At 69.1% G+C, this 24683-nt stretch carries 30 protein-coding genes; 18 read left to right on the forward strand and 12 right to left on the reverse strand.

Annotation, left to right across the window (positions count from 1 at the left end):
- Positions 1-241 precede the first annotated feature (241 nt).
- Positions 242-937, forward strand: coding sequence for a hypothetical protein (locus ABCR94_RS37815; RefSeq protein WP_347125930.1), 696 nt, complete (start codon positions 242-244; stop codon positions 935-937).
- 51 nt (positions 938-988) lie between these two features.
- Complete coding sequence (locus ABCR94_RS37820; protein WP_347125932.1) at positions 989-2524, forward strand: replication-relaxation family protein; 1536 nt, start codon at positions 989-991, stop codon at positions 2522-2524.
- On the opposite strand, the gene ABCR94_RS37825 is transcribed toward ABCR94_RS37820, so the two are convergent.
- The 4 genes from ABCR94_RS37825 to ABCR94_RS37840 are packed head-to-tail and all read right to left on the reverse strand — an operon-like array spanning position 2430 to position 8150.
- A complete protein-coding gene (locus ABCR94_RS37825) occupies positions 2430-2849 on the reverse strand; it encodes a hypothetical protein (protein ID WP_347125934.1) in 420 nt (139 codons plus the stop codon). The genes ABCR94_RS37820 and ABCR94_RS37825 overlap by 95 nt on opposite strands.
- A complete protein-coding gene (locus tag ABCR94_RS37830) occupies positions 2846-4975 on the reverse strand; it encodes an integrase (RefSeq protein WP_347125935.1) in 2130 nt (709 codons plus the stop codon). The genes ABCR94_RS37825 and ABCR94_RS37830 overlap by 4 nt, the downstream gene beginning before the upstream one ends.
- The gene (locus ABCR94_RS37835) at positions 4972-6723 is read right to left on the reverse strand and encodes a hypothetical protein (RefSeq protein WP_347125937.1); all 1752 of its coding nucleotides are present in this window, start codon (positions 6721-6723) and stop codon (positions 4972-4974) included. The genes ABCR94_RS37830 and ABCR94_RS37835 overlap by 4 nt, the downstream gene beginning before the upstream one ends.
- Positions 6720-8150 carry a site-specific integrase gene (locus ABCR94_RS37840; protein WP_347125939.1) on the reverse strand — a complete coding sequence of 477 codons (1431 nt, stop codon included), beginning with the start codon at positions 8148-8150 and terminating at the stop codon, positions 6720-6722. Before ABCR94_RS37840 ends, ABCR94_RS37835 begins: the two co-directional genes overlap by 4 nt.
- Positions 8151-8434: 284 nt before the next feature.
- On the opposite strand from ABCR94_RS37840, the gene ABCR94_RS37845 reads away from it, so the two are divergent.
- Together ABCR94_RS37845 and ABCR94_RS37850 are read left to right on the forward strand one after the other, a co-directional pair.
- Positions 8435-8668, forward strand: coding sequence for a hypothetical protein (locus tag ABCR94_RS37845; protein ID WP_347125940.1), 234 nt, complete (start codon positions 8435-8437; stop codon positions 8666-8668).
- 137 nt (positions 8669-8805) lie between these two features.
- Positions 8806-9270 (forward strand): hypothetical protein, encoded by a 465-nt coding sequence (locus ABCR94_RS37850; RefSeq protein ID WP_347125942.1) that lies wholly within the window; start codon positions 8806-8808, stop codon positions 9268-9270.
- A 79-nt stretch (positions 9271-9349) separates the two neighbouring features.
- Here the strand turns inward: ABCR94_RS37850 and ABCR94_RS37855 are convergent, their stop codons facing one another.
- Complete coding sequence (locus ABCR94_RS37855; RefSeq protein WP_347125943.1) at positions 9350-9574, reverse strand: hypothetical protein; 225 nt, start codon at positions 9572-9574, stop codon at positions 9350-9352.
- Positions 9575-9730: 156 nt separating this feature from the next.
- Between ABCR94_RS37855 and ABCR94_RS37860 the strand changes: the two genes are divergently transcribed.
- Positions 9731-10366: a hypothetical protein gene (locus ABCR94_RS37860; RefSeq protein ID WP_347125945.1), complete on the forward strand. Its 636-nt coding sequence runs from the start codon at positions 9731-9733 to the stop codon at positions 10364-10366.
- Positions 10367-10467: 101 nt separating this feature from the next.
- On the opposite strand, the gene ABCR94_RS37865 is transcribed toward ABCR94_RS37860, so the two are convergent.
- Together ABCR94_RS37865 and ABCR94_RS37870 are read right to left on the reverse strand one after the other, a co-directional pair.
- The gene (locus ABCR94_RS37865; protein WP_347125946.1) at positions 10468-11040 is read right to left on the reverse strand and encodes an HD domain-containing protein; all 573 of its coding nucleotides are present in this window, start codon (positions 11038-11040) and stop codon (positions 10468-10470) included.
- Positions 11041-11055: 15 nt separating this feature from the next.
- Positions 11056-12111, reverse strand: coding sequence for a helix-turn-helix domain-containing protein (locus ABCR94_RS37870; RefSeq protein ID WP_347125948.1), 1056 nt, complete (start codon positions 12109-12111; stop codon positions 11056-11058).
- Between the two features lie 181 nt (positions 12112-12292).
- Here ABCR94_RS37870 and ABCR94_RS37875 point away from each other — a divergent pair, with 181 nt between their 5' ends.
- The 11 genes from ABCR94_RS37875 to ABCR94_RS37925 all read left to right on the forward strand — a co-directional run bounded on the left by ABCR94_RS37875 (position 12293) and on the right by ABCR94_RS37925 (position 19680).
- Positions 12293-12691 (forward strand): DUF6415 family natural product biosynthesis protein, encoded by a 399-nt coding sequence (locus tag ABCR94_RS37875; protein ID WP_347125970.1) that lies wholly within the window; start codon positions 12293-12295, stop codon positions 12689-12691.
- 113 nt (positions 12692-12804) lie between these two features.
- The gene (locus ABCR94_RS37880; RefSeq protein ID WP_347125950.1) at positions 12805-13206 is read left to right on the forward strand and encodes a hypothetical protein; all 402 of its coding nucleotides are present in this window, start codon (positions 12805-12807) and stop codon (positions 13204-13206) included.
- On the forward strand, positions 13203-13907 hold the full coding sequence (locus ABCR94_RS37885; RefSeq protein WP_347125952.1) for a DUF6875 domain-containing protein: 705 nt from the start codon (positions 13203-13205) through the stop codon (positions 13905-13907). The genes ABCR94_RS37880 and ABCR94_RS37885 overlap by 4 nt, the downstream gene beginning before the upstream one ends.
- Positions 13823-14707 (forward strand): protein kinase domain-containing protein, encoded by an 885-nt coding sequence (locus tag ABCR94_RS37890; protein ID WP_347125954.1) that lies wholly within the window; start codon positions 13823-13825, stop codon positions 14705-14707. Before ABCR94_RS37885 ends, ABCR94_RS37890 begins: the two co-directional genes overlap by 85 nt.
- Positions 14701-15189 (forward strand): GNAT family N-acetyltransferase, encoded by a 489-nt coding sequence (locus tag ABCR94_RS37895; RefSeq protein ID WP_347125956.1) that lies wholly within the window; start codon positions 14701-14703, stop codon positions 15187-15189. The genes ABCR94_RS37890 and ABCR94_RS37895 overlap by 7 nt, the downstream gene beginning before the upstream one ends.
- Positions 15190-15398: 209 nt before the next feature.
- Positions 15399-15944, forward strand: a complete 546-nt coding sequence (locus tag ABCR94_RS37900) for a hypothetical protein (RefSeq protein WP_347125958.1) — start codon at positions 15399-15401, stop codon at positions 15942-15944.
- The gene (locus tag ABCR94_RS37905; RefSeq protein WP_347125960.1) at positions 15941-16903 is read left to right on the forward strand and encodes a hypothetical protein; all 963 of its coding nucleotides are present in this window, start codon (positions 15941-15943) and stop codon (positions 16901-16903) included. Before ABCR94_RS37900 ends, ABCR94_RS37905 begins: the two co-directional genes overlap by 4 nt.
- A gap of 373 nt (positions 16904-17276) precedes the next feature.
- The gene (locus ABCR94_RS37910; RefSeq protein ID WP_347125961.1) at positions 17277-18137 is read left to right on the forward strand and encodes a hypothetical protein; all 861 of its coding nucleotides are present in this window, start codon (positions 17277-17279) and stop codon (positions 18135-18137) included.
- Positions 18138-18344: 207 nt separating this feature from the next.
- The gene (locus tag ABCR94_RS37915; RefSeq protein WP_347125962.1) at positions 18345-18779 is read left to right on the forward strand and encodes a hypothetical protein; all 435 of its coding nucleotides are present in this window, start codon (positions 18345-18347) and stop codon (positions 18777-18779) included.
- The gene (locus ABCR94_RS37920) at positions 18755-19243 is read left to right on the forward strand and encodes a hypothetical protein (protein ID WP_347125963.1); all 489 of its coding nucleotides are present in this window, start codon (positions 18755-18757) and stop codon (positions 19241-19243) included. Before ABCR94_RS37915 ends, ABCR94_RS37920 begins: the two co-directional genes overlap by 25 nt.
- Positions 19210-19680, forward strand: a complete 471-nt coding sequence (locus tag ABCR94_RS37925) for a hypothetical protein (RefSeq protein ID WP_347124918.1) — start codon at positions 19210-19212, stop codon at positions 19678-19680. The genes ABCR94_RS37920 and ABCR94_RS37925 overlap by 34 nt, the downstream gene beginning before the upstream one ends.
- Before the next feature lie 209 nt (positions 19681-19889).
- Here the strand turns inward: ABCR94_RS37925 and ABCR94_RS37930 are convergent, their stop codons facing one another.
- The 5 genes from ABCR94_RS37930 to ABCR94_RS37950 all read right to left on the reverse strand — a co-directional run bounded on the left by ABCR94_RS37930 (position 19890) and on the right by ABCR94_RS37950 (position 22967).
- Positions 19890-21563: a PIN domain-containing protein gene (locus tag ABCR94_RS37930; protein WP_347124920.1), complete on the reverse strand. Its 1674-nt coding sequence runs from the start codon at positions 21561-21563 to the stop codon at positions 19890-19892.
- Positions 21564-21712: 149 nt separating this feature from the next.
- Entirely contained in the window at positions 21713-22282 is a 570-nt protein-coding gene (locus ABCR94_RS37935) for a hypothetical protein (protein ID WP_347124921.1), read from the reverse strand.
- Positions 22283-22381: 99 nt separating this feature from the next.
- Positions 22382-22627 (reverse strand): hypothetical protein, encoded by a 246-nt coding sequence (locus ABCR94_RS37940; protein WP_347124923.1) that lies wholly within the window; start codon positions 22625-22627, stop codon positions 22382-22384.
- On the reverse strand, positions 22624-22767 hold the full coding sequence (locus ABCR94_RS37945) for a hypothetical protein (RefSeq protein WP_347124924.1): 144 nt from the start codon (positions 22765-22767) through the stop codon (positions 22624-22626). The genes ABCR94_RS37940 and ABCR94_RS37945 overlap by 4 nt, the downstream gene beginning before the upstream one ends.
- A complete protein-coding gene (locus tag ABCR94_RS37950) occupies positions 22764-22967 on the reverse strand; it encodes a hypothetical protein (protein WP_347124925.1) in 204 nt (67 codons plus the stop codon). The genes ABCR94_RS37945 and ABCR94_RS37950 overlap by 4 nt, the downstream gene beginning before the upstream one ends.
- 172 nt (positions 22968-23139) lie before the next feature.
- Between ABCR94_RS37950 and ABCR94_RS37955 the strand changes: the two genes are divergently transcribed.
- A complete protein-coding gene (locus ABCR94_RS37955; protein WP_347124926.1) occupies positions 23140-23892 on the forward strand; it encodes a DUF6879 family protein in 753 nt (250 codons plus the stop codon).
- A gap of 15 nt (positions 23893-23907) precedes the next feature.
- Positions 23908-24683 (forward strand): DUF5753 domain-containing protein (locus ABCR94_RS37960; protein WP_347125965.1); only part of this gene is annotated, 776 nt, incomplete at its 3' end.

Consider the following 24683-nt stretch of genomic DNA (forward strand, 5'->3'; position numbering starts at 1 on the left):
GCACACGACTGCAGCGCAACTGCCGTGGGAATCAGGTGTTTTGGCGCGCTGAGATCTGCGATTCTCCTCGTGACCTCTGGACATGACGACAGGAAGGACGCGGGGATGAGCGGAAACGGGGGCGGGGGCGCCCTGGAATCCATACGGGGGAGGACAACCGCCGGGACCGGGTTCGCCAGCCGTTCCGGCGCGCCGGCTGACTTTCGGGCGTCTGTTCAATCCGATCGCTGTGGGGCGTGTGGTGTTCACACCGTCCCGGCCGGACCGTGTGCACGACCCGGTGGTGAAGAGGGTGCAGGTCTTGCGGACGGTCGTCGGTCTGGTCGCTGTCACGTGGATGCTGTTGTCCTACGGGCTGGCGGCGGACGTCGACGCCGTGGTGGACGACCGCTTCGGCCAGATCCGTACCACCCTCATTGTGCTGGGGGTGACGTTCCCGGTCGCCGTCGCCGCCTTCATCGCGGCGGCCCGCCCACCCAACCGGCGCCTGTTCCTGCGCCGCGTGGGCAAGCCCGCCGGGGCGCTGCTCGCGCTGGTCGTCGCGCTCGCTGTGCCACGGCTGATCACGGGGCTGGGCTACGTGGACGAGGAAACGAACTGGACGGCGTCGGCAGAGCGGGTGGTGCTGCTGTTCGCCCTGTTCGCCTTCCTGCTATGGCTCGCCCCCTTTGTTCTCTACGGCATCGCGCAGTCACTCGTGCACGTCTTCCGGACAGCAGACCTCCACGAGACGCTTCCACCGCTGCTCGCGACGCTGCTCGTCTGGGAAGTCGCCCTCTTCGACGTATTCCGGGGTACCTACGACGGTGTGCCGTTCGGAGTGCGGATGGCCTTCATGCTGGGAGCCCCGCTGACCGTCACCGTCATGGCGAAGTGGGAGCTGCGGCGGCTGCGCACGCGGCACGGCATCACCCTGCGCGCGGCACTGCTTCGCTGAACCGCCGCGGCGGAGGTTGCCCTTGGTCCTGACCTGCGTACTTAACCTTCGATGCGACGAACTGCAATCCGTCAGTCTTCGGTGAGATTCACTCAAAGTTCGGTGCGACAGGACACGGTTGATCACGATGCGGTTACGGCGGAGAGGTTTTCCAAGATCGGCGTCACAAACTCGCCGCGGACGACACCTGTAGAAGGTGACGGCGGGATAGGCCCGCCCCACCTCCAGGAGCACCCTGTGGCGAGCACCGCAGACGACCCCGAGCAGCCCCTTGTCCAGGCCAGAAGGCCCCCCTCCGTGGACCCCTCCATCACCCCCTCCGCGCCCCGACGCCAAGGGCCGGGCGTTTCCGCAGGTCAGACACGGCGAAAGGGGGGTCGCCGCAGGTCCGACAACCCTCATGTCCAAAGGAGTCCCAAGCACAGGAGGACTTCGACCGAGCCTCGACGCCGGGAACTGCTGCAAGCACTGGGAATCTTCCAGAGGGCTACGCCCGACCAGCTGTGGAAGCTGACCCGCCCCGACAACCAGCACGACAGGCTCGTACGGGACAACCTGCTGGATCTGGAGGAGCACCAGCTGGTGAGGATCGAAACGGTCCGGGAGGACCAGCGGCAGGTGTGGGTGCTGACGAAGCGAGGACATGGCGAGGCGAAGAAGCTGCTGGAGCCGAAGGGCATACGGATCTCGGTGCTGCGCGAGGAGAAGTTCGACGCGGTCACCGGGAAGCTGCTCGGCACCAGCTACGACGACCACGCCGCGGCGGTCACCTCGACAGCCGCCGAACTCCACCGCGCCGGGATCGGCCACCAGCTCGGCTTCCAGACCGAGATCGGCCACCGGCTCGGCAACAGCTTCGTGCAGCGGGCGGACCTGGTGGTGCGGGCACCAGAGGCCAAGGTGCCGGTGATGCTGCTGGAGATCGACCGCCGCACCGAAGACGCCCACGACCTGGTGCAGAAACTGCGCCGGTACTGGGAGTGGGGCCGGCTGCTCCCGAAGGACGCGGACAAGCAGATCGCGGACCGGGTCCGCTCGCGGCCGGACGCGATCGGACACGTCGACCACGAGCAGCGGCTGTGGCGCCGGTTCTACCCGCCGACCGGCCGGGAGGGCCTGGTGCCCCTCGCGTTCGTGTTCGCGGACACCACCGAGGCGAAGGTCGACAACACGGTCGCCGTACTGGAGGAGACCGGCCGCCGTTACTGGGCGCCGCGCCGGTACGAGACCTACCACCGGGGGATCACCGCGAAGGACTACGGCCAGGCGGTGCCCGTCGTCGTCACCACCCTGGAGCAGCTGACGGAGCACGGCGCGGACGCGGCGGTGTGGCGGCGGCTGGGACGAACGGGCGAGCAGAAGCTGACGGCCGCGCTCGACATCCCTGTCAAGTCAGCGTGTCGAGACTTTCGAGGGCCTGCAGGGCCAGACCGCTGGGCCGGGGTGAGGGCGCCGAAGGTGCCCTCACCCCGAGGATCTGTGAGGCGGGCTGTCACTCGTCTGAGCGGAACTGCCTGCGCTGGATCGGGATCACGTTCGGGTGCGGGTTCGCGAGAAGTTCGCGGAGTTCTTGATTCTCCAGGGTGAGTTGATTGACGACTCTGACGAGTGCTGGGACGTCGGCTCGCAGCCGGTCGAGTTCCTTGTTCTTGTTGGTGATCGTCTCTTTGAGCTTCACGATCTTCTGGCGAAGGCGGGCTTCGGCGTCCGGGGTGGCTCCGCGTTCTTTGACGCGCTCGTAGAACTCGTTCTTCAGGTCGAGGTGTCGCTGGGTGAGGGCATTCCTCGGGACGCCGGCTTCCTGGGCGAGGGCAACGATGGTGAGAGCGCCGTTGGATGCCTGCGGGGTGCCGGAGAGGATCCGGTCCATGGCGTCGCGGATGCGGTCGCGTTCGTCGAGGGCCGGGGTCATGAGGCTTCCTGAAGTGTGATGCGGGTGCGGTCGTGGTGGTCGGCGATGGCACGGAGCTTGTCGGCGTTGACTCGCAGTCGGTCGCCGACCGGTTGGGGAGTGTGGACCGCGCGTTTGTCGAGGACGTCGGCGCGTTCGCGGATCCGGGCGGCGTGCTGGTCGGTGCGGACGATGTTGCCGCAGCCGGGGACGCAGTGATCCAGGCTGGGGGTGTCCTTGACACCGTCGCGGTGGCAGAGGGCCTGCTCGCGCCGGTAATGGCAGAGCAGGAGTGCCTGTGGATTGTCGTGGATCATCTCGCTGTCGTTCGCGAGGAGGCGACGGGCGGTGATCGCGTTGATCACGGTTCCGGCGAATCGCGGTGCCTGGTTGGCGGTCCTGATGGCTCGCCGGGCTGCGGGGCCGGAGACTCCTTCGCCGGCTTCGAGGGCGTCGTGGAGGTCGGAGACGGTGTCGGCGACGGCCAGGACGGTCTCCATGTCGACGAGTTCATGGATGCCGTCGCGGCTACGGGACGCGTACCCTTCCGAGACCATCGTCGTCCGCAGATGCCCGTATTGAATGGCGAGGGCGACCAGTCCGTTGGGTCGGCGGGCGATGTGCCAGGCCAACGACCTGCGGAACCGTTCCGTGACGATGTTGCCGTGCGGGTCGGGTGGGACCGTTTCGTGAGGGAGGCTGTGGGTGGCGGCTTCCTCGTTCGCCCAGACGGCGAAGTCTTCGATCCGGTTGCAGAGGGCGTCGGTCTTGAGCGAGCCGGTGCCGGCACGAGGTGTGAGCAGGTCGTGGGCCTGGTGGTCGAACAGCAGACCGCTCTCGGGCACCATGCGTTCCAGGACGCGGATGGCGTTGACGACGGGCGCGATGGCCACCCAGGGCACTTCGCGCTCGGATCCGGAGGGCACGTGGTTGCCGTCCTCGTCCTTGACGGTCTTGTATTCGTGGCCGCGGATCAGGTGTCGTCCGACCTTTCCCTCGCCGTCCGGAAGGGGGTCGGGGCAGCAACCGGCCCGCAGTCCGAGAACTTCCTCGGGGCGCATTCCCGTCAAATACGACAGGACGACGAAAGCTGCTGTTCCGAGGTGCCTCATCAGGCTGGTGGTTTCGGTGAAGTCGATCCTCCCTCTCCAGGGCTTGCCGTTGATGCGCCCGCTCACTGTCGTGTCCAGCGGGCAGGGGCCGGGCCGGCGCTGGACGGCGGCGAGCACATCGTGCTCCTGGGCGAACTGCGCGATGACAAGCTTGGAGGCGCCGGTGAGCCCGCATATGTACTGGCGGGCGAGCCGGACCGGGCCCTTGCGGTCCTGGTTCATCCAGCTGGGCAAGGGCGCGTCAGCGGCGAGAAGCGGTTCCAAGTAGGCGGCCAGTGCTGCCCGTGAGGCAGGGGTGGTGCGGTTGGTGCGGGCCCTGTTCCGCAGTCGCTGGACCTCGTCCCAGGCGGCGAGGATGTCCGCCGAGAAGTCGTCGATCATGCGGATCGCCCAGACGAGCAGGGGCCCCATGGTCTGCTCGGCTAGCGGCTCGATGGCGTTCTCGCCGCCCGTGGAGGTCGCCGCGGGCAGATAGTCATCGGCCCCCAACTCGTCCCATGGTGGTCGGGCGATGCCGGTCGGGCGGGCGGAGAGCTGATCGAAGGCCCAAAGCCGTGTCAGCGCGCCCAGGATCCGTTCGACGTATTTCCGGCCGGGGTGACTATCGCGCAGGTGCAGCCCGTACTTGTGCAGCGCCGCGGCGTCGCACCCGATGAGGGTGGTGATGCCCTGTGTGGTCAGCCATGTCGTGAAGTGAAACCAGTGGCGCACTGTGTCGATGGTCCGGGTGGAGCCGAGGCGGGACCGCATGCGGTTGCCCCGCTCCTTGAGGTAGGTGGGCCGGAGTTGCCCGTTGATCATGGTCCAGGTGATCAGGCGAATCTCGTCCTGGAATTCGAGGGTGCAGTTGCTCCAGTGGATCGCGGCCTTGACCGCGCTGGGCTTGTCGGTGAGTGGGGCCGTCGACCATGCCGGATCCCCGTACTGGCTGTTGAGATGGGCGTGATGCTCGATGACGAGGTGGCCGGGGATGACAGGGGTGGTGGGGGTGGGCAGCGGGAGTCGGTAGGGATCGAGTTCGGCGGCGGTGGTCACGTGTCGAGGCTTCCGGTCAGCAGCAGGTCGATGAGGTCGCGGTCGTTGTCGGTGACGCTGGCAAGGGCCTGCTTCCAAGTGCCCTCGCCGAGCTTGGATTTGAGGTTCTCGAGCCGGGAGTGCGGGTCGCCCCAGTCCCTGTGCCAGGTTGGCGGCGGGAGCGCGGAGCGGAGGTTGCCGAGTGCGTGGTGCAGGTGGGCCAGGCGGGGGTGATGCCCGGGATGGACACGGGCGTTCTCGCAGCCCAGACACATCAGGAAGGAGGCTCCGCAGCCTCCGTCCGGCGCCGGATAGGGCCCGTGGTCGAAGTCCGAGCAGTCCGCTGTGGCGGTCTCCGTGTGCTCAGGCTCCGGCTCCTCGCTCAGCTGGGCGATCAGCACCGCCGCGCGGGCTCGGGCCGCGGCGTCCTCGGCGCCGCCCGCGATGACCTCGACCGCGTCGGCATGGACGCGCTTGTCGACCAGGGCGTAGGAGCGGTCGTGGGTGTCCTGGCTGTGCTGGGCCGGCTCTCGCCGGTCGACCGCGACGACCGTCCGTCGCCCCCGCCGGAACGGGGAGCCTGCGAAGCCCTGGCTTTGCGCCCATGCCCGCGCGCCCTCGCTGGCTACTCCGAAACAGAACACTCCGATCGGGGGAGGCCGGTCCCAACGGTCGCCGTAATGGTCGGGCCGGTGTGTGCGCCAGACGACGAGAAGGTCGGTGCCGGGAGCAAGTTCCTCGACGAGAGCACGGGCGAACCGGGTGGCTTCCAGCGCCTGAGTGATCAGTCGGCCTCGGGAATCGGCTCCGTCGTCGGTGACGTTCCTGGTCTCGAAGTAGCGGCCGACGCCTCGCCGCCGCTTCTCCACCGGGATCCGGTAGGTGGGCCGACCGTCCTCGCCCTGGTCCGGGGTTGCCCGGGCCACCTTGGCGCGGTCGATGACGGAGAGGTTCCACCCGTACTCGGCCAGCAGCAGCACCCCCAGTGCGGCCGCCTCCATCCGGGTCAGGAACAGCCGCTGCCACGTATGTTCGCCGCTTCGGCCGCCCAGAGCCCGTGCGTAACGGCCGATGGGATCGCCTGGTCTGCCGTCCTTGAGGGTGTGGCGCGGGAGGTCCCCAGTGCGGGCGATGTGCTGGAGAGCTTCTCCGAGCAGCCACTCCCGGCTGTCCTTGGCGAAGTCCCCTTGCCGCCACCGCTCGAGGTGGCGGGCGTTGTCGTTGATCCGCAGCAGTGCCGATCGGAACATCCGCCGGGCGGCCGTCTTGATCGGGGCGAAGTCCGCCTCCGAGTACGACTGCACCTCGCTTCGGGGCGTGGGCAGGCGCTGTGCCAGGGCATCAGCAACCGGGCCGGACTGCAGTCGGGGATCCTGGCGCAGGAGCCGGGCAGGGTAGGTGAACCGGTTGTAGCCGCCGGCGGTCTTCGACAGGCTCTGGCGCCACCGGTGCACCACGGCTGCCGTCAGTTCGTCCAGATCTCGAGGGGGACGTTCCTGCTCGGACAGGAAGGAGGCGAAGAGCATCAGGTGACGCCAGTTCAGCCCGGATGACAGATGAGACCGCCACCGGTGAGGCGTGCAGTGGGCGGCGAACAACACGGCGAGTGAGCGCTGCATCGGCTCGGCGACCGGCAGGGCGGCGAAGTCGTACTCCCTGACGCGCTGTTCCTTGTTGTAGTGGTGCACGACCAGGCCGTCCGCAGCCAGCGGTTCGGGCCGGCCGTGGTCGGCCGGAGGCAGCGACGCGCGGCGTCCGCGGGGGCTCATGCGTCACCGCCTGCGGCGGGTTGCATGCGGTCGTCGATGTCCTGGATGCCGTCCGACTCTCGCGCGACGCGGGCGAAGACGGCGTCCAGCTCGGGCATCGGCGCCTCTATGACGTCCTCCGCTGTGGCCAGCATCGATCTGAGCTGCAGGTCAGCGACCGGCGCGAGGTAGTGCTTGACGGTCGTGTCCCGCGAGGCATGGCCCAACAAGTTCTGGACCATGAACCACGGATCGCCGTAGAGAAGCCGGAAGTCCCGTCGTTCCTCCGGCGTCAGCCCGTAACGCTGATCCATCAGATGGTTCAGGACAACCAGCATGAACAGGGCGAAAGAATGCCTTGCGGCGTGCGGAGTGGCATAGGGCGCGTAGACCTGATGCGGGTCCTTCCGCAGGTGCTCGGGCGGGGTGAGTATTCGCTCGCAGCGTTCATTCGCCGTGCGGAAGACGCTCTCCCACGAAGACGGCAGGAACGGTAGTCCTCGCTCGTTCAGCCAGAGCCACAACGGCTCAAGACCGTGCGGCCCTTCCTCGAACAGCAGCATCCTCTCCTGCCAGGTCAGCAGGTTCAGCTCGCGTTCCCCGATCACGCTGGCCTGGTCGCACCAGCGGACCTTCGGCTTCGGCCCCCGGGTCACCTCGATCAGCAGCCGCATCTCGAGCAGCCGGTCGTAGCGGCCCGCCTGCTGGGCCTTGCGCACGGCCCAGGCCCGCGACGAGGCGACGTATGACTCGATGTCCCCGATCGCCTCGGCGGAGACGTAGTACGTGCGCTGCTTCTTCGACCGCGTCACCTGGGCGGCGACCTTGCCGCGGTAGTAGCGCCCACCACCCAGCCGTCGCTTCGGGACCTCGAACGTCAGCAGCGATCCGCCCTCGCCCAGCCGAAGACCCGACGAGACGAGCGTCCGCACGAAGGCGACGTTGCGGTCCTCCAGCCGGCCCACCCAGCCCGGTTCCGGCACCCCTTCACGGGTGTGGCCCCGCAGCCCGACGTCGATCCACCGGCGCCACGTCCTCGGCGTCAGCCAGTGCGCGTTGCTCGGCCGGGCGTCGTCCGCTCTCTGTTCGGGGACCATCAAGGTCTCCCCGTTCCTGCCGACCACCTGCTTCATCAGGACCGGGTTCCGGGGTAGATACCCCTCCTTCTTCGCCCACGAGTACAAACTCATGATTGCGGACAGTTCCCGATCCCACTTCGAACCGCCGATGCGGTTCGGATTCGTCAGAGCGAAGCGGCGCCAGTCCTCGTAATCCTCAAGGTCCTTCGAGGTCGCCTCCAGCCACGTCTTCCGACGGGCCCACAACGCGGTCAACAGCAGCGCGTTATCCGTCGCGTAATTCCGCTTCGTCTCCGCTGTGTACCGGCGGAACTTTGCCGACTGCCCGTACAGCCCAAGAACCAAGTCCACCCGGTAGTCCGGGGACATGAAAATCGGATCGCCAGCCCGTACTCCCACCGCGTCTTCGCGGGCTGGCAGGTCTGCCCACCCCTCCAGCACGGCCTTCCGTACGCCACCTCGCACCGCGTCTCGCGGCACCCAGAACACACGCCAACTCACTCGGTAGACACCCCTCTTGGCCAGCTTCGACACACTGATTCAACAGGGAACTGGACAACCCCAATGGCGACGTCCTCTTCCGCGTCCAGGAGGCCCGCGCCGACGCGGCGGAGGAGCAGCAGCGTGCCGCTGAGCGGGAGGCACAGCGCCCCGTGTGCAAGCGGTGCGGGGCGAAGTTCACCGACCAGCGCTGGGAGGAGACCACCGCGCGCGGCGGCGCCTGGACGGCCGGGGACGCGTCCGTGTGCGGTACCTGCCACGCCGGCGACGTCGCCCGTAAGGAAGCCGCTGCCGAAGCCGCCCGCCTCCAGGCCGCCCTGCCGCCGGAGCCGGAGGACGACCCTGAGCCGGACACGGGCCGCGGCTGGTTCCGCCGGCGGACCTGACCTGGGCAAGCCGCCCCCGCCGGGCCGGGCATGACTGCCCCGCCCGGCGGGACGGCCCGGGAAGTCGCGGCGCCGCCGTGCGGGAGGGAACAACCCGAGCCCGGCTGTACGCCGGTGCCAGGCCATAAACAGGTCTCATGAGACGCAGCAGAGAAGAGACCGCGCCCCAGGATCTGCCGGGCGACCTGTGGCACGCCCTTGCCCAGCTCCAGCACACCCACCCCGAACCGGTGGGCCGCGTCGGGCCGCTCGCCCGCCCGGCCGGGCTGCTGTCCTTCACCGCGGCCGCCGACACCATCCTCGCGGCCCGCGTGCAGCTGACCGGCGCGGAGACGATGCACCAGGTGAACGAGACGCTCCGTGCGATGACCGGTGACCTCCCCCACGCCCACTTCACCGGCCCCGGCGTCGCCCTGGAACTCACGCTCAGCAGACGCCAGGAACTCCCGATCCACACGGCGCACACCACCGGCCTCACCCAGCTCTTCCGGGACGCCGCAGACACCATCGGTGCCCGCAGTACGCCCGAAGGCGGCTGGTGCTTCCACTGCGACGGGAGCGGGCGCGCCCGCTCCCTGTGGGAGCCGGCGGGGCGCGCTTGAGCGGCTCCATGAGAACGCTGTGTTCCACGCCGCTTCTGGACGGTCGTGGGGCACAGCCGGTGGAAGGCCACCTCGAGTGTTACGGCCGGCCCTCGGTCAGCTGACTGGCGGTGTTCTCGATCCACAGCAGCGTCCACTCGACTCCGGCCCGCCACCCGGGCTCCGCACCGTCGTACCGGCCCTCCGCGTCGGCACGGATGTTGGCGGCGAGGGCGCGCAAGTCCTTCTGCAGTCCCTGCCGCCGGGCCGTGTCCATGGCCTGGATCATTTCGTCAGTGACGTCACCGGGTCGGAATCCGCTCATGGCCTCACCTTGGACGATCACTCCCGCCGATGGCCATACCGCGAGGTCACCAACCTGGGAGCCGGAAGGCGAAGCTTTGGTCAGCCGGTGATCTCCCATGGCAGTGATCACCGTCGCTCCCGGCCCGTTGTCAGTGGGCGAGCGGAGAATCACCGGATGGCCCATGAACCGACGGAGGCCGGCGAGTCCGAGAGCCTCGCCGTCTCCTTACGCACCTACCTGTCCGAGAGCGGCTTCTCCTTCACCGGCCTGACCGGTAAAGAGGCGACCCAGTCCATCACCCGGGCGGTGGTGAGGTGGGTGGGAGCGTCGGGGTGGAGGTGCAGGACAGAGGCGCAGATGCGCTACATCGACCCGCCCCGCCTGAAGAACGGAGGCTGCATCGCTTACTGGTCACCGTCCTGGTCTGCCTACCTGGACCTGCGCGTGATCTGCAAAGACGGCCCACCAATTGCCGTGGAGATCGACCGTGCGGACGAGAGCACCGCCGTGGACAAGCTCCGAGACGAAGCACTCCGCGGGTGCCCCGCGCTGTGGATCCGTTGGCACGGAGCGCTGCGTGCCGAGCTCCCGGCCGGTGTGGCCCGCCTCCATCTGCCCACGCGGTCCAGCAAAGCGCCCTTGCGGTACTCGCTGGCCCCGGTGACCGGCACCGAGGCGATCACCCTCGGTCCAGCCGTCATTCCCGACGCCCGAGCGGACGCTCTGCGGCGAGACCAGCAGCGGATCGCGGACGAGAAACGTGCTGCTGCCCGCCCCCAGGAACCGGGTCCCACCCGCTGCTACTGGTAAACCGGACACGCCACGGGCCCCGGGGGATCAGCCATGACGTCTCCGGGGCCCGGCTCTGTACAGTCACGCTGCTCAATACCAGCGCGCTCGCCTGGAATCGGTCAGGGCAGGAAGTTCTTCTGCCACTGGAGCGAGTCCATGCTCAGCGCGGCGTCCGCGAGGGCCTTCGCGGACGGGGTCTTGAGCGAGGTGAGGCTGGTGTCGATCCAGTTCTGGGTGAGGCTGTAGCCCTGCTCCCGGTACTCGACCGCCTGGACCAGGCATTCCAGCTTGTCGGCGTCGCGGGCGACGATCGCCTCCGGGGATTCACCGGCCTCGTACTCGTCGACCGCGCCCTGCACCCCGGTGCGGACGGCCGGGTGGGCGTTGGCGACCTGGTCGGCGGTCACCTCGCCGTTCGGCGCCGCGCGCAGGTACTTGCGGCCGATGTGCGGGATGTCCCCGATCCGGGTCTCCTGGCTGTCGTGGAACAGGCACATCAGGGCGACCCGGGAGGCGTCGACGCCCTCCATCATGGCGAGGACCGAGCCGATCACCCCGACGCGGAAGGAATGCTCCGCCACGGACTCCGGCTGCTTGTTGCCGGTGAACCACCAGCCGGTCCTGGCGACGCGCTTGAGCACGCCCATCTCGGAGATGAAGCTCGCGGTGCCCCTGGTGGTGTCGTCGGCCATGCGGTCCTCCGGTGTTCAGCGGTTGTGATCGAAAACGTAGTGGACGTGGGCGAGTTCGCGCCGTGATCTCGCCGACAACGCTGCCCCGTCCAGGAGTTGGCCGGCCTGCTCGCGCAGCGGCCCCGCGAGCGGTCCGGCGGCCTGCGCAAGCCACGGGAAGGCCGTCAGCAGCGCCCACAGCGAGTGCGCGTACAGGTCGACGTAGCCGGGCGCCAGGTGCAGCCCAAGGGCCAGGCCCCGCAGCAAGGTCACCGGATCCCAGCCCGACAGATCCCGGTCCCGCATGAACGCGTCGTCCGGCTGCGGCAACGGCAGCGCCCCTAGCCACAGCGCCCAGTAGTTGAGGTTCGCGGCCTCCGCGGTGTCGTCGTCGGCCAGGGCGCGATCGATGAAGTCCAGCAACGGCTGCGGATCCCCGAGGCGGGCGAGCGCCGTGGCGGTGGAGCGGGCCTCCGCCCAGTGCGGCGACCAGCCCCGCCGGGCCAGCACGTCACGGCGCCGGTGAAGGGTGTGCGCGGTCCACGCAGCCGCGTCCGGCCCCCGGTCGTACGAGGCGAGGTACAGCGCCTGGCGGTGCAGCAGCACCCCGCCCTCGCCCTGCCGGGCCGCCGCCTCGGTCGTGCCCCGCAGGTGATCGAAGAACACCGCCCGGTCCGCGGCCGCCAACTGCGGCGCGGCAGCGACCGGGCCGCGCCTCGGTCGGGGTAAGCGTCCGGCGAGCGCCGGCGGGACGGTGCCGTTCAGCGCCCACGCCAGCATGTGCGCGGTGTCCCGGTTGTGGACCCACCCGGCCAGCGGGTGCGGCCCGCCAGCCTCGCCGTCCAGCCCGGCCGCGATGATCCGGTCGGCGTCCATCGCCGCGTCCAGCCACACCACCAGCGCCACATCCGCACCGAGCGCCGGCAGTCGTCTGCGCAGCTCCAGCAGCGCCCCGGCCCGCATGTTCGCCAACGGGCGCCGACCCGACTCCCAGCCCTGCACCGTGTCCAGGTCCACGCCCAGCGCCTCCGCCAGGGCGGTCTGCGTGCACGGGATCGACTCGCGGACCAGGCGCAGCACGAACCCGGTCACCGCACCTGCTGATGTTCGCCTGGGCCTGCCCATACCGGCCTGCTCCCCGGTTGCCCTGCGCACCGAAACCCGTACTCACGGTCAGTCCTACCGCATCCCGTCCGCTCGTACGGTCGGGATGCGGTCGATGTCCGACGAACGAGACCGTGCCGCCCGCGACCCACGACCCGGCGAGGCACCGATGAGCAGCACGCACCTGGTCCTCCACGACCCCGAAGGACGCCTCGAAGCGGAACTTCCCCTCGACCGGGAGCTCCACAAGGCTCTGGTCAAAGCCGTACTGGGATGGACCGCCGTCCCCGGCCTGCCGCCTGCGGACCTCCACCAGATCGCGCTGCTGCTCACCGGCGTCACCCGCGCCGTCGCCGCCGACGTCCGCCGCGCCGCGGACCTGCTGCCCGAAGACCACGCCGCCCGCGCCCTCGCCGACGTTGTCCTCGGGGAAGCCGACCGACGCCTGTCCGTTCCACCGGAGGGCACCGTGCGCTGTGCCCAGGGCCACGCCCGGCTCGTACGCGCGCTGTACGAGCGCCTGGACCGCCTCGTCAGCGCCGCCCCCGAGCCAGCCAAGGCCCCCTGAGACCGCCGCGCACCCGGGCGCGACCAACGACCCCGGGTGCGCGGCACACCGGCACCACACCCCCGGCCAACCGGACCGGGCGACCACCACTCGACACCGAGAGGGGCACCACCATGAGCACCGCAACCACCGAGCTGCGCCGGTTCCTGACCATCACCGGCCAGCGCTTCAAGAACGGCCAGAGCGCACCCGAGATGTTCTCCCCGGCCGTGGACAAGGCGTGGCACGAACAGCTCGGCACCCCCGCCTACGAGGCCCTGTGCCAGGAGAGCGCCGGCCAGCCGATCGGCCACACCGCCAACAACGGCCACGGCCCGATCGCCTGGGTGAGCGCCTACGAGGAGGCGTACGGACCGCTGCCGGAGATCTGGTTCACCGACGCCGACGGCCGCGTGGACCAGGACGCGCTCGCCCACTACCAGGCCACCGGCACCGTGGTCGCCGAATGGGACTGCTCCCCGACCGGCGGTGACGACGACGTCGCCCCCGACCAGCCGGAGACCAGCCGCAGGTGACCACCGCCCGGATCACGCCAGCGCCCCGGCCCACCGCCGGGGCGCTGCGCCTCGTGGAGGCCAGTACCGCCCGGCCACGGTCCGTGGACGTCAGCGACTACGTGCGGCAGATGACCGCCCACTGCCCTTACCTGGCCCCCTCGCTCGAACGGGACCTGACGACCTGGACCGTCTACCGCGCCGACAGCGGCGCCGACGCCGACGCGGTCCAGGCCGAGCTGTTCCACGCGGGCGTCCAGGCCGCGGAATGGCTGCGGCCTCTGATGAACCGGCCGCACGGCCTGCTGCGGTGCGAGAACATCGTCCTGACGGGCGACGTGCCCCACGCCAGCCACCGCGAGCTGATGGCCTGGCCGCACTGGGCGCTGAAGAACCTGTACGGGCCCTGCGGGGTCATGTTCGGCAAGTTCTACGCAGGCGAAGAAGAAGTCACCGAGGCGGGGATGCGAATCCCGGGCGCCCCCGCATCGTTCCTCCCCGTGAGAGCCGCAGTACGCCGCCGCGACCCGCGCTTCCTGCACGCGACCCCCGACCTGGCCTCCGCGCTCGCCGCGGCCGACGACGACGGCCGCGACGTGTTCGAGCACAGCCCCACCCAGTGGAAGGAGATCCGCACATGGGCCAGACAGTTCCTCCCCCCGGTGAAGCCGTCGACGTCCTCACCGCACACATCGGCGAGCCCACCTCGATCCAACTGCTGAGCGACCGGCGCGGCTCACGGGCCTGGAAGCTCCAAGGGCCCCGGGGAGCAGTCGCACTGAAGGCCAACGACCCCGACAGCGACAACGCCCACGACAAGGCCACCGAGATGGCCCAGGAGGACGACCACCTTCTCCGCCTCACCGCAGCCGGCGCCCTGGTCCCCGACTACCGCCTCGACGCCGGCGTCTTCGGCGGCGGCCGGTGGCTGGCCGTGAAATGGATCGACGGCGCACCCCTGTGGCGCGCCCTCGCCCTGGCCCGCGGCCCCGAAGGAGACCGTGCCTCGGTCCGCCCCTGGCTCCTGGGCATCGCCCGCACCTGGGCGGAGCACCTCGCCCGCATGCACACCGCCGGCTGGACCCACGCCGACGTCCAGCCCACCAACACCCTCGTCACCGGCGACGGCCGCGCCGCCGTCATCGACTACGCCCTCGCCTGCGGCCCCAACAGCCTGCCGCGCCTGCCGTACCGCGGCGCACTCACCCACACCACCGCCCCCGAGATCGCCGCCGTGATCCTCACCACCCCCGCCGACATCCACGTCCAGGCGCAGCCGGCCGCCGACATCTGGAGCCTGGGCGCCTCCCTGTTCTGGTCCTGGACCGGCCACCGCCCTGTCGCCTACGACGACGCCACCGACCGGCTGGAGAAGCTCTCCGCCATCGCCAAGGGCACCACCACCGCCCTGCCCGACGTCCGGCCGTGGCCGTTCGCCGCGTTCGAGGACGCCATCACCGCCTGCCTGGCACCCGACCCTGCCGCCCGGCCCACCGCGAAGGAGCTGACCACCGCATGGTGACCCTGCGCGCCCTGGCCCCCGACGACGCACCCGACCTCGCCCGCATCTACAGCGGTGCCTCCATCCGGCACACCACCGGCAAAGCCCTCACCCTCGATCAAGCCCGCGAGAAGATCCGGGCAGCCCTCGCCCGAAGCGCAGAGAACCCGCGCGCCCAGTGGTCCTGGGGCATCCTCGCCGCCGACCAGATGATCGGCCTGATCGCCCTGCGGCGACGATCCCCGTCCATGGGCACCATCAGCTACATCCTCCGCGAGGACACCTGGGGCCACGGCTACGCCACCCAAGCCGCCCACCAGGTCGTCACCGTCGCCTTCACCACCGCCGCACTGAACCGGCTGGAGGCCATGCACCACCCCGACAACCCCGCCTCCGGCCGCGTCCTGATGAAGGCCGGGTTCACCCACATCGGGACGTCGGACCGGCAGGCCGACGGCGGAACAACCGTGCCGTACCAGGTGTACGCCCTGCAGAACTCATAACGACTGCCTCTGCCAAGCCACGGAGACAACGTGACGCCCCTGGGCAGGCACCGATGCACTTGATCGGCATGGTTTCGGCCACGGCATGTGATTGCCCGGCGGGGCCGGGATCGCTGTGGGTACGGTCGATCGGTTTGACGGCTGGCGGTGGCAGTCGGCGGGGAAGTGTCCGGTCGGGGTGTCGTCGCATTGCGGGTGGGGGTGGTTCGGTGGGCAGCACCGAGCAGCAGATCGAGGAGCAGTTGGCGCAGCTTCAGCAGAAGGTCGGCGTTCGCCATGCGGAGGTGCTCAAGCACGATGTCGGTGACGACCAGTTCGCGGTGGAGTACGCCCGGCTGGTGAACGTCACCGGCAGGCTGGTGGAGTTCGAGAAGACGATTCCCGAGCGTCTGGCGGAGCCCGAGCGCAGGCGCAGTGAGCGCATCGTGACGTGGTCCTGGCGCGGCCAGGCGGTCGTCGGCGCCGTGCTGATCGCGCTCGTCTTCGTCCTCGACCGTTCGGCCTGGTGGCTGGTCCTGCTGGTCCCGCACTTCGCGGGCACGGTGGCCGGCTGCTTCCAGAAGGTCGATGCCGAACAGCACCGGGACCGCCGCTTCGGAGCCGTCGGACTGCACGTGGTCGGGCTCCTGATGGCGCTCATCAGCCTGAGTGTGATCAGCCGGTGGTTCATCTTCGCCGCCGCCCTGGGCTGGATGCTTGTCGCCGGGTCCTCCATGGACAGCACGGGCGCCGACCCGAAGGGGGCGCGGCGGTGAGCGACGACCACGGCTACCAGGTCCGCCGTCTGGAGAACCGGACCGGCGGGATGGAGCACGAGCTGAGCTCCCTGCGTACGAAGCTGGGGGAGGTTGAAGACCTCGACTACGAGCTGCGCGACATCCGCAGCAGCATCAGCAGCCTCGAGGACGACCTCAGCACCGTCCGCAACGAGCTGACCGAGCTGGACGACGACGTACGCGGCGACATCCAGGACACCGATCAGGCTCTCAAGCGGCTGACCGGCCGCGTCCAGGTCCTCGAAGCCCACCTGCTCGCCGCGGGCGGTGCCCCGCTCGCCGACCTCGACACCACCGACCCGGAGTGGAAGAAGCTGGCCAGGACCGCCAACCACGGCTGGCACGTACGCTCCGGCCTGCTCCCCGGGCACCAGCGCGAGGCCCACCGCCTCAACATCCGCCACTACGAAGGAGCGGTCGAAGAGCGCAACGAGCACCGCGACAAGGTGGTGGAGGCCGCCGGCATCCTGGCCAGTCAGCCGCGCACGTCCCGCGAGTTCAAACAGGCCGCCATGGACTTCGGCATGTCCCGCACCCTTGCTGAGAGCCACGGTCAGCGGGCCCAGAAGCTGGCCGGCCCCGCCCAGACCGCACAGGCCGCACTGGCCCAGGACGACTCCCTGAGGCAGGCGAAGGCATCCCTGATCGAGCAGGGCGACAAGGCGGAGCGGAAACTGAACTGGCTGCTGCGCGGCCGCCTGGCCGACGCGATCCGCGACCGCGCCCTGCTGCCCATGTGGTTCGTGACCGTGCTCGGTCCCGTCCCGCCGGCGTACAAGACGCAGGAGTGGATGGACCTCGCCACCCAGGTCCTGTCCTACCGGGTCACCTACGAGATCACCGACCAGGCCGTCGCGCTCGGACCGGCGCCCGACGCGTATGTGCCGCGCCGCACCGAGTGGCACCGCGACCTCGCCAAAGACCTACGCCGCTGGTAGCCCGCGTGGGCCCGACGGCTGACGCCGGGGGGCGCCTGGCAGGGCGCCTACCAGGACGCTCGGCAGGGCGTTCACCAAGGCGTCAGCCGGGGCGCATCACAGGGCGCCTCACGTCTATACGGTGACCGGACAACGTCGCAGGTCAGACCATGTGGTCAAGGGGCTGCGACCGCGCCGACTACTTCACTGAGGGACCCTTTCCAGACCTGGTGAAGCATCGACGACCTATCCAACCCCCTCCAGAGGCGGACCGCCCCGCCGACAAGCTGCAGGCGTCTCCTGGACGGCGACACTTCTTTCCACGCGATAGCCGTCCGAGTGCCAGGGGCCGGCGGCGGTGCGATGGGTACAAGCGATGGGTACAAGTACCGGTATGACGCGTCAGCGGATCCGGTGGCCGGTCGTCGTGGACCGGGCCCGGGAGATCGTGGAGAGCTACGCGGGCGGCGTCACGCTGCGCCAGGTCATGTACAAGCTCGCCTCCGCGGGCGTGCTGCCGCACACGCCGTCGATGTACCGGCACCTGTCCTCCCACCTCGCCCAGGCCCGCCGCGAGGGCCGCTTCCCCGACCTCATCGACACCCTGCGCGAAGTCCACGTACCCCCGGCCTGGCCGGACGCGGGCACGTTCCTGCGCGAGAGCCCCGACTGGTTCGGCCTGGACCTCACCCATGGCCAGTCCCGTGCCGTGTACGTCGCCGCTGAAAAGGACACCCTCCGGCAGCAGCTGACCGGATGGCTCTCCCACGCGGGCATCCCGGTCCTGGTGGTCCGCGGCTTCGGCTCCCAGTCCTATGTCGACGTCGTCCGCGCTCGCGTCGCCGCCGACTCGAGGGAAGCGGTGCTCCTGACGGTCGGTGATTTTGATTGCTCGGGCGAGGATCTCGAACGGGACTTCGTGGCGCGCACCGCCTGTTGGAGCCACACCGAGCGGGTGCTGCTCACCTACGACCAGGTCGTGCACGACTACGAGCTGCCCGCGACCGAGGGCAAGCGCGGCGATCCCCGGTGGCCGGCCTTCGCGCGCCGCTACGGCTTCGACATCGAGCACCCGGTGCAGTGGGAAGTCGAAGCGTTGGAGCCCGCCGAACTCCAGCGCCTGGTCCTGGCCGCCGTCGACCCGTACATCGACCGCCAGATCCTCGCCCAGCAGACCGCCCGGCAGGAAGAACAGCGCCGCGCCCTGGCCTCCTTCGTCCGAGGTTGGGGCGCGGCGGGCGAGACGTCGTCCTGACGGCGCTCCTTGAACATGAGCAAGACGAACGCCGCCGTCTCCTGGAGAGCCCCGGATACGACCCGGACGCCGACTAAGCCGGTGCGCCGGGTTCAGCCGGCCCTGCGCGTCGCTCGTCCGGGCCGGGTACCGCCGAACGTTCCCGCCCGCCCGGTGGGCCTTGATGTACTGGACTGTCGGAACAGGGCGAAGCAGGGGAGCGGGACGTTGGCCGGGTACAGCAGGGGTCACACCACCGAGTCGGGCGGCATGCGCGTGACGGACTGGACTGACTTCGAATGGGTGGTGTGGCGGCTCGAGGTTCAAGACCCTCAAAGGCTCGTGGGCGGGGAGCCGGACCTGGAGGAGCGCACCCAGGAGGCGATGACGGAGCTGGCCGCCTCGCTGGGCTGCGTGTACGACTCCTGCGTCGACTACGACTCCTACGACGATGAGACGCCGTACTACGCCTGGTGGGTCCGCCTGCCCCAAGCCGAGCATGCCCGCCTCGACAAGGACGGCCTGCCGCTGGCCATTGCCCCGCTGCGCCAGTACCTGACCACCCAGCTTCCCGACGGATTGGCGTGGGAGATCGCCCCGGACCGCGAGTTGACGTACGACCACGCCACAGCATGGCCATGCGGGCCGCCTACGACGATCTGATCGCCCCGTTCGAGCGCGCCCTGATCCCGCTGCGCCAGGACGGGGCCGATGCACCTGATCCGCGGGCGAAGGTCTGGAAGTGGGAGGAGGACCTCCTAGTCGGCACGTTCGACCTGTGGCTGTGCAGCGACCCGGACCGGCCGCACACCTGGATCGTCGTCACCGTCGGACTGTGGACCGAGCCGCAGCTCTTCGACGAAGAGCCCGCAGCCGGCCTCGGCCACTTCGATTTCACCTCGCACCACCCGCTGCTCTTCCTGCCCCGTCCGCCGGGCCCGGCGACCTTCACCGCCCGCGCGGAGTCCGGCTCGTTCCCCGGCAAGAGCACCTCCAGGACGAAGGCCCCCGACGCCATCGGGACAGCCCACCAGTGGACCGCCAACGACCCCGACGTCCTGGCCGAGCGGGTCGCCCGCGACCTCAAGCTGCTGTGGCCACACCTCACCATCCCGGAAAGGAGCTGACGATCGCCTCGTACGCGAAGGACCCGCGCTGCGCCGCCATGGCCGAAGCCCTCGTGCCCCTGCTGCGCCGCAACTGCCCGGAAGGCGCCGGCGGATACGGCGGCTCGTACCAGGTGAACCTGGATGACGAGGAAGCCGTCGGATTGGGCGGGGTGGAACTGATCCGGGCCGCGATGCGCAAAGCGGCCCGGCAACTCGGCTGGAAGGTCACCACGATCGGGATGATCGGCACCCGTCACGGCACCATGGTCGTCGTCCAGGACGTGCGCGAGGTGCCCGAGGAACACAGCACCGTGATCAACGATGCCATGAACGACCGGATGCGAGCCGCGCTGCACAAGGTGTGGGGTGAACCGGGGCCGGTGCCCGTGCAGCACGGCTCGGTCGCCTTGATGACGCAGGAATTCCGTGCGGCCGTCTCGGTGAGCAGCGCCTGACCCGGCGACGTGCTGGGCTCGGGCGGCGCCGCGTGGGGTGCAACGACGCCCGCTCGCCGGGAGCCGCAGCCACGTCGCCCAAGCATCACCGCCGAGCTGACTTGCTGTCCGGGCGCCGCGACTTCGAGGTGGAGCAACTCGGGGCCGATCGCGTGGTGCGCGGCGTCGGGGGATGGCGTGATCCCGGCGACACGCACCACTACTAACCCTCAGCTTTGACCGGCTCCGTCCGTGCCCTGAGCGTCGCCCTGAGCGTCGTCGTCTTGGGCGAGGTCTTCGGCGTCGTCGATGCCTGGCAGCGGCGGCTGCTCGCCGTCGTCCTCATCATCCTCGTCTTGTTCATCAACCGGGTCCGCGGCGTACTGGGAGGCCGCGGCAAGGGCGCGCAAGTTGGCCGGGAGCATGCCGATGCCCAGATTGCCTGAGATCACTTTGCCGATCCCTGAGTCGAATGCGGGCAGGGCGCAGGCTGCTTGTTGTGCGAGGCCGGCGCTCTTGACGAAGTTGCTGAGGCTAGTGCCGTAGATAGACGCAGCGATCTGTTCGGCAATCGGGTTGCGCGGGAGCATGCTGCCGATGCCGCCTGCGGTCAGGTTCAGTCCGTGGATCCCGAGGGCTGTTTGTTGTGCGAGGCCGACGTTTTTGATGATGTCGCTGAGGCCGGTGCTGTACTTCGGCATGGACGCAGCGATTTGTTCAGCGATCAAGTTGTGTCTTACCAGAGCAGCGGCACCCAGCGTCGGCAAGGACACCGAGAGGTGCTGGGCCACCGCTTCTTCGGCCGACGAGGTGGCACCCAGCACATCCCGTACGGCGCGCCGGGACGCGGCCTGCACCCGGCGCTTGAGGCGCTGCAGGATTTCGGCGCACTCCGTGTTGTCGGTGTCCGGCAGAGACGGGTCGGCTGTCTCCAGCACCGTGGGGTCCTCGGCCTCGCCGGAGGAGAAGAGAACCTTCATCTTCCACGTGCACGCGATGTAGCGGGCCTCCGAGCAGTCACTGTCACCAGCAATGCCATACAGCAGCCACTGTGCGTTGGCCGTGTACCAGACATCCTCCTCGATCCTGTGCCCCGTGACGCCATCGACGCTGAGCAGCTCCGTCGCGGGAGGGCCCGCCCACGCACACCATGACTCCGGGGCCCCAGCAGCACCCAGACCCTCGAAGCCGATAGGAGAGCTGAGAAGCTCCATTGCCGTCTGAGCAACCCGCGCCCGTACGGGCTGTGACCGCAGGAGCTCGGTGGCGGCGTCCTTCGCGTCCTGTCCGGACACTTCCTCGGTGAACTCCGAGACAACCTGCGCGAAGTCCGTGAGCCGCTTGAGCCGGCTCTCCAGGCCGCGCACGTCCTCGTCCAGCGGGTACGGGTAGGTGTTCCCGTCCCCGAAGTCAGTGGAGTTGTTCGTGACGAAGTGGATCTGCTCTTCGGGATTGTTCTTAAGGAACTCCAGGATGGAGAACCAGATGGCGACATCCCGGGCTCCCTTAGGACTCTCCTCCTTGCCGGGCTGACGGGGCTTGGCCGGCTTAAGCCCCATCGTCTCGCGAGACAGTGCCCGCCGCGCTGCGTCACCACTTGTCTCGATCACCTCGAAGATCTTCCGGTAGGTGCTCCGCCAGTGGTCCAGGAGACGCTCTGTATCGAGCGGCTCCAGCGAGCTCTTCAACTCCCAAGGAAGTTCGTCGTTCAGTTTCTCCAGCACGCGTACAGCCGACTGGTGCTTCACCGGGTAAAGCTGCGCCTGGTGCGCGGCCATCTCTTCCATCACCATCCACGGCACTGCCACCCTGTGGCGCCCCGAGGCCCTCAGCTTCCGGACGATGTCGGCCACCGGGCCCTCGGCCGACAAGAGATTCACCGCGTTCGTATCAAAAATGATCAACCTTGCTCCTCCGTCGCAGCTCTCATCATCTGACGCACCGGGGCTTCCCGTCCGGAGTCGGACACACCACGGGCCCCGGGGGGATCAGCCATGACATCCCCGGGGCCCGGTTGGGTCCGCGCTGTCCAACGACCGCGCCCGCCCCGGCGTTACGTCGCGGCCAGCTCCGGCACTTCGAGAGCTTCGGCCACCTTGCGGGCCATCGCGGCCACCTGCGGAGGCAGGTAGCTGTCCAGCGAGTCGACGTCGTCGCACAGCTTCGCCTTCAGCCCGTGCAGGCACGCCTCGGTGAACAGCTTGCCCGGGTCGTCCTCGGGCCGCTGCGCCTGCTCGGCCTGGCTCTGGCCCCGGTGGTGCCGCATCCGGTTCGTCGACGCCCGCATCGCCTCGTACGGGATCGCCTCGCCCATCAGGCCCGTCACGTGCGAACGGTCTTCCTCGTCCGTGCCGTGAGCACGGATCGCCTGCTGCCCGACCTGGAGGTAGCTCTGCAACGTGTGGGATGCCATGCCGGTGCGCTCGCAGTACGCGGCGATCAGCATGGCCACCATGTCCATGGTGTCCGCCGCGTCGGTGGCCCGGTACAGCGTCATCCGCTTCCAGGTGTGCGCCTGGTCGGGCTCGGTGTATCGCAGCACCTCCTGGCAGTTCTGCACGCCTTCGGAGACCAGATGGTGGATCGCCCGCCGCAACGGCTCGGGCATCGGGGTGTGTTCCATGGCCGCACGCTAGAGGGGCCGCGCTCCCGGGCACCGCAGTCGCGGCCCCTGATCACCCGGACGGACCAGAAGGGCAGGCAGCTCACCGCCGGGCCGGGCCTACGCGGTGTCTCCGGGCTCCACGGGCCGGACGCGATCCAGCGGTGCGTCCCATTCGATGCCGCCGCCTTCCGGCACCATGAACGCCTGACGGCTGACCAGGTTGCAGGACTTCTTGAGCCGCTCCTCGAGGACGCCCGTGAGCAGACCGGTCCGCTCCGAGACCGTGTCCTTCACGAGGGTTCCGCGCGGGTAGGGCAGTTCGCCGTGGCTGAGTGTCGTGGCCGGCTTCTGGTTTCCGTTCACGTGCGGACTCCTGTCTGGATTGCTTGGGCGAGGCGGGCGGCGACGTCGGAGCGCACCCGCCCGAGGCCGATGAGCCGCAGTGCGGGCGAGGCGGTGTCGGGGACCAGGGCGCCGGTGTCCGGGGGCGGCTGCTGGGTCATGCGCACCCTCGGCGCAGTGTGTCGGCGAGCTTCAGGGCCACGTCGGCCCGGATGTTCCCCAGAGTGACGAGGTCCAGGTAGGGCGATGCGCCGTCGGTGCCCAGGGATGGGAGCACGATGCCGGCCGCTGTGAGCGCCTCGCGCAGGGTCTCGGTCGCGGTGTACGGGTCGATCGCATCGCGGTCGTGTTCAGTAGCCATGAATTCGACGCTATGGACGGCATGTTGTGGAGCGCCAGGGGAGTTTCTCGAAGTTTCTTGACCCCCTGACGGAGTTGCGCGATGTTATCCATGAGGGTCTGTCAAGGTCCGTACGGAGAGTGCTGGCCTCGGTGATGCTGGATGGATCAGTCCTCGACGAAAGGAACTGATCATGGCGCGACGACTGCGCTTCAACGGCACGGGAAGCGGCGGGGGTTCCTGCCCCGCGGTGCATGAGGACCTGGACACGGGCGAGATCATCGTGCACGGGCCGCGGCTCACCGACCCTGAGGCGCTTGCCCAGCTGCAGCACATCGACGAAGACGAGATCCCGGTCGTCATCCCGCGCAACACCCTGATCGACTTCGGACCGAAGGAGCGCGAGGAAGAGCCGCGCATCCTCACCCCCGAAGAGTTCGCGCGGATGTTCGAGAACTTCCGGCACAGCGCATGGCACCTGGAGGTGGCCCGCGGCTACGCCGTCGACAGGGCGACCAGCACCTACAAGCAGTTCGTGCGGGGCGAGACGCCGACGTGGGACATGGCCTCACCGTGGGCGCGCACCATCAGCGCCAAGACCGCAGACGGCGTGAGTGTCGCGCGCGTGCGCATCGTCGACAACCCGCCGACCGAGGGACAGCGCTACCTCCTCGCGCACGCCGACCACAACGCCCAGCTGGGCGAAGAAGTGCGGAACATGTGGCGCGAGGACGCGGAGCGCCACAACCTGCCCGACGAAGACTTCTGGATCTTCGACTCACACATCGTCGCCCTGTGCCTCTGGGACGAGGCGGAGAACCTGACGGGTGTGGAGCTGATCTCGGAGCCCGCACGGGTCAACCAGTACAACCGTCTGCGTGACGCCGCCATGCACTATGCCCTCCCGTACCCGCAGTTCGTGGCACGGATGGCAGCGGGGGAGTAGAGCAGGTGAGTACCGGTGAGCACGGACTATCAGCAGGCGCGTGAGGATCTCGGACTCCGGCTCCGGGAACTGCGGCTCACCGCCCCTGAGGGCCGGCTCACCGGTACGCAACTCGCGACCCGCCTCGGCACCGGGTGGTCCAAGGTCAAGGTCAGCAAGCTGGAAAACGGCCGGCAAACCGCGACCTCCGAGGATCTCCGGGCGTGGGCACAGGGGACCGGGCAGCCCGAGACGTACGACGAACTCCTGGCCAGGCTCAGAGGCTTCGAGTCGCACATCCGCTCATGGCGCCGCCAACTGTCGGCAGGGCACAAGACGGTGCAGGACGCGGCAGCGGCCCAGGGGGAGCGGACGGAGGTCCTCACCATCTGGGAGAACTGCCTCATCCCCGGCATGCTCCAGATCCCGGACTACGCCCGCCACGTCTTCGCCCGCCACTGCGAACTCATGCGCTCCCCCCGCGACACCGAGGACGCGGTACGCGCCCGGATCCAGCGCCAGGAGGGTCTGTACCAGCGAGGCAGGAAGTACCGGATCATGATGTGGGAGGGCGCACTGCGCTCTCTGGTCTGCCCCCCGTCCGTACTCGCATCCCAGCTCCATCATCTGGCGGGGGCCATCGGCCTGGACACCGTCGAACTCGGGATCATCCCGTTCAGCGCCTCGCTGAAGATCTTCCCCGGCAACAGCTTCTGGATCTACGACGAACGCCTGGCCATCGTCGAAGACTGGCACGCAGAACTCTGGATCGACGACGCGGACAGCGTTGCCACCTACCTGCGCGTCTGGAA

The sequence above is a fragment of the Streptomyces changchenzhani genome, from assembly GCF_039766235.1.
Lineage (GTDB): Bacteria > Actinomycetota > Actinomycetes > Streptomycetales > Streptomycetaceae > Streptomyces.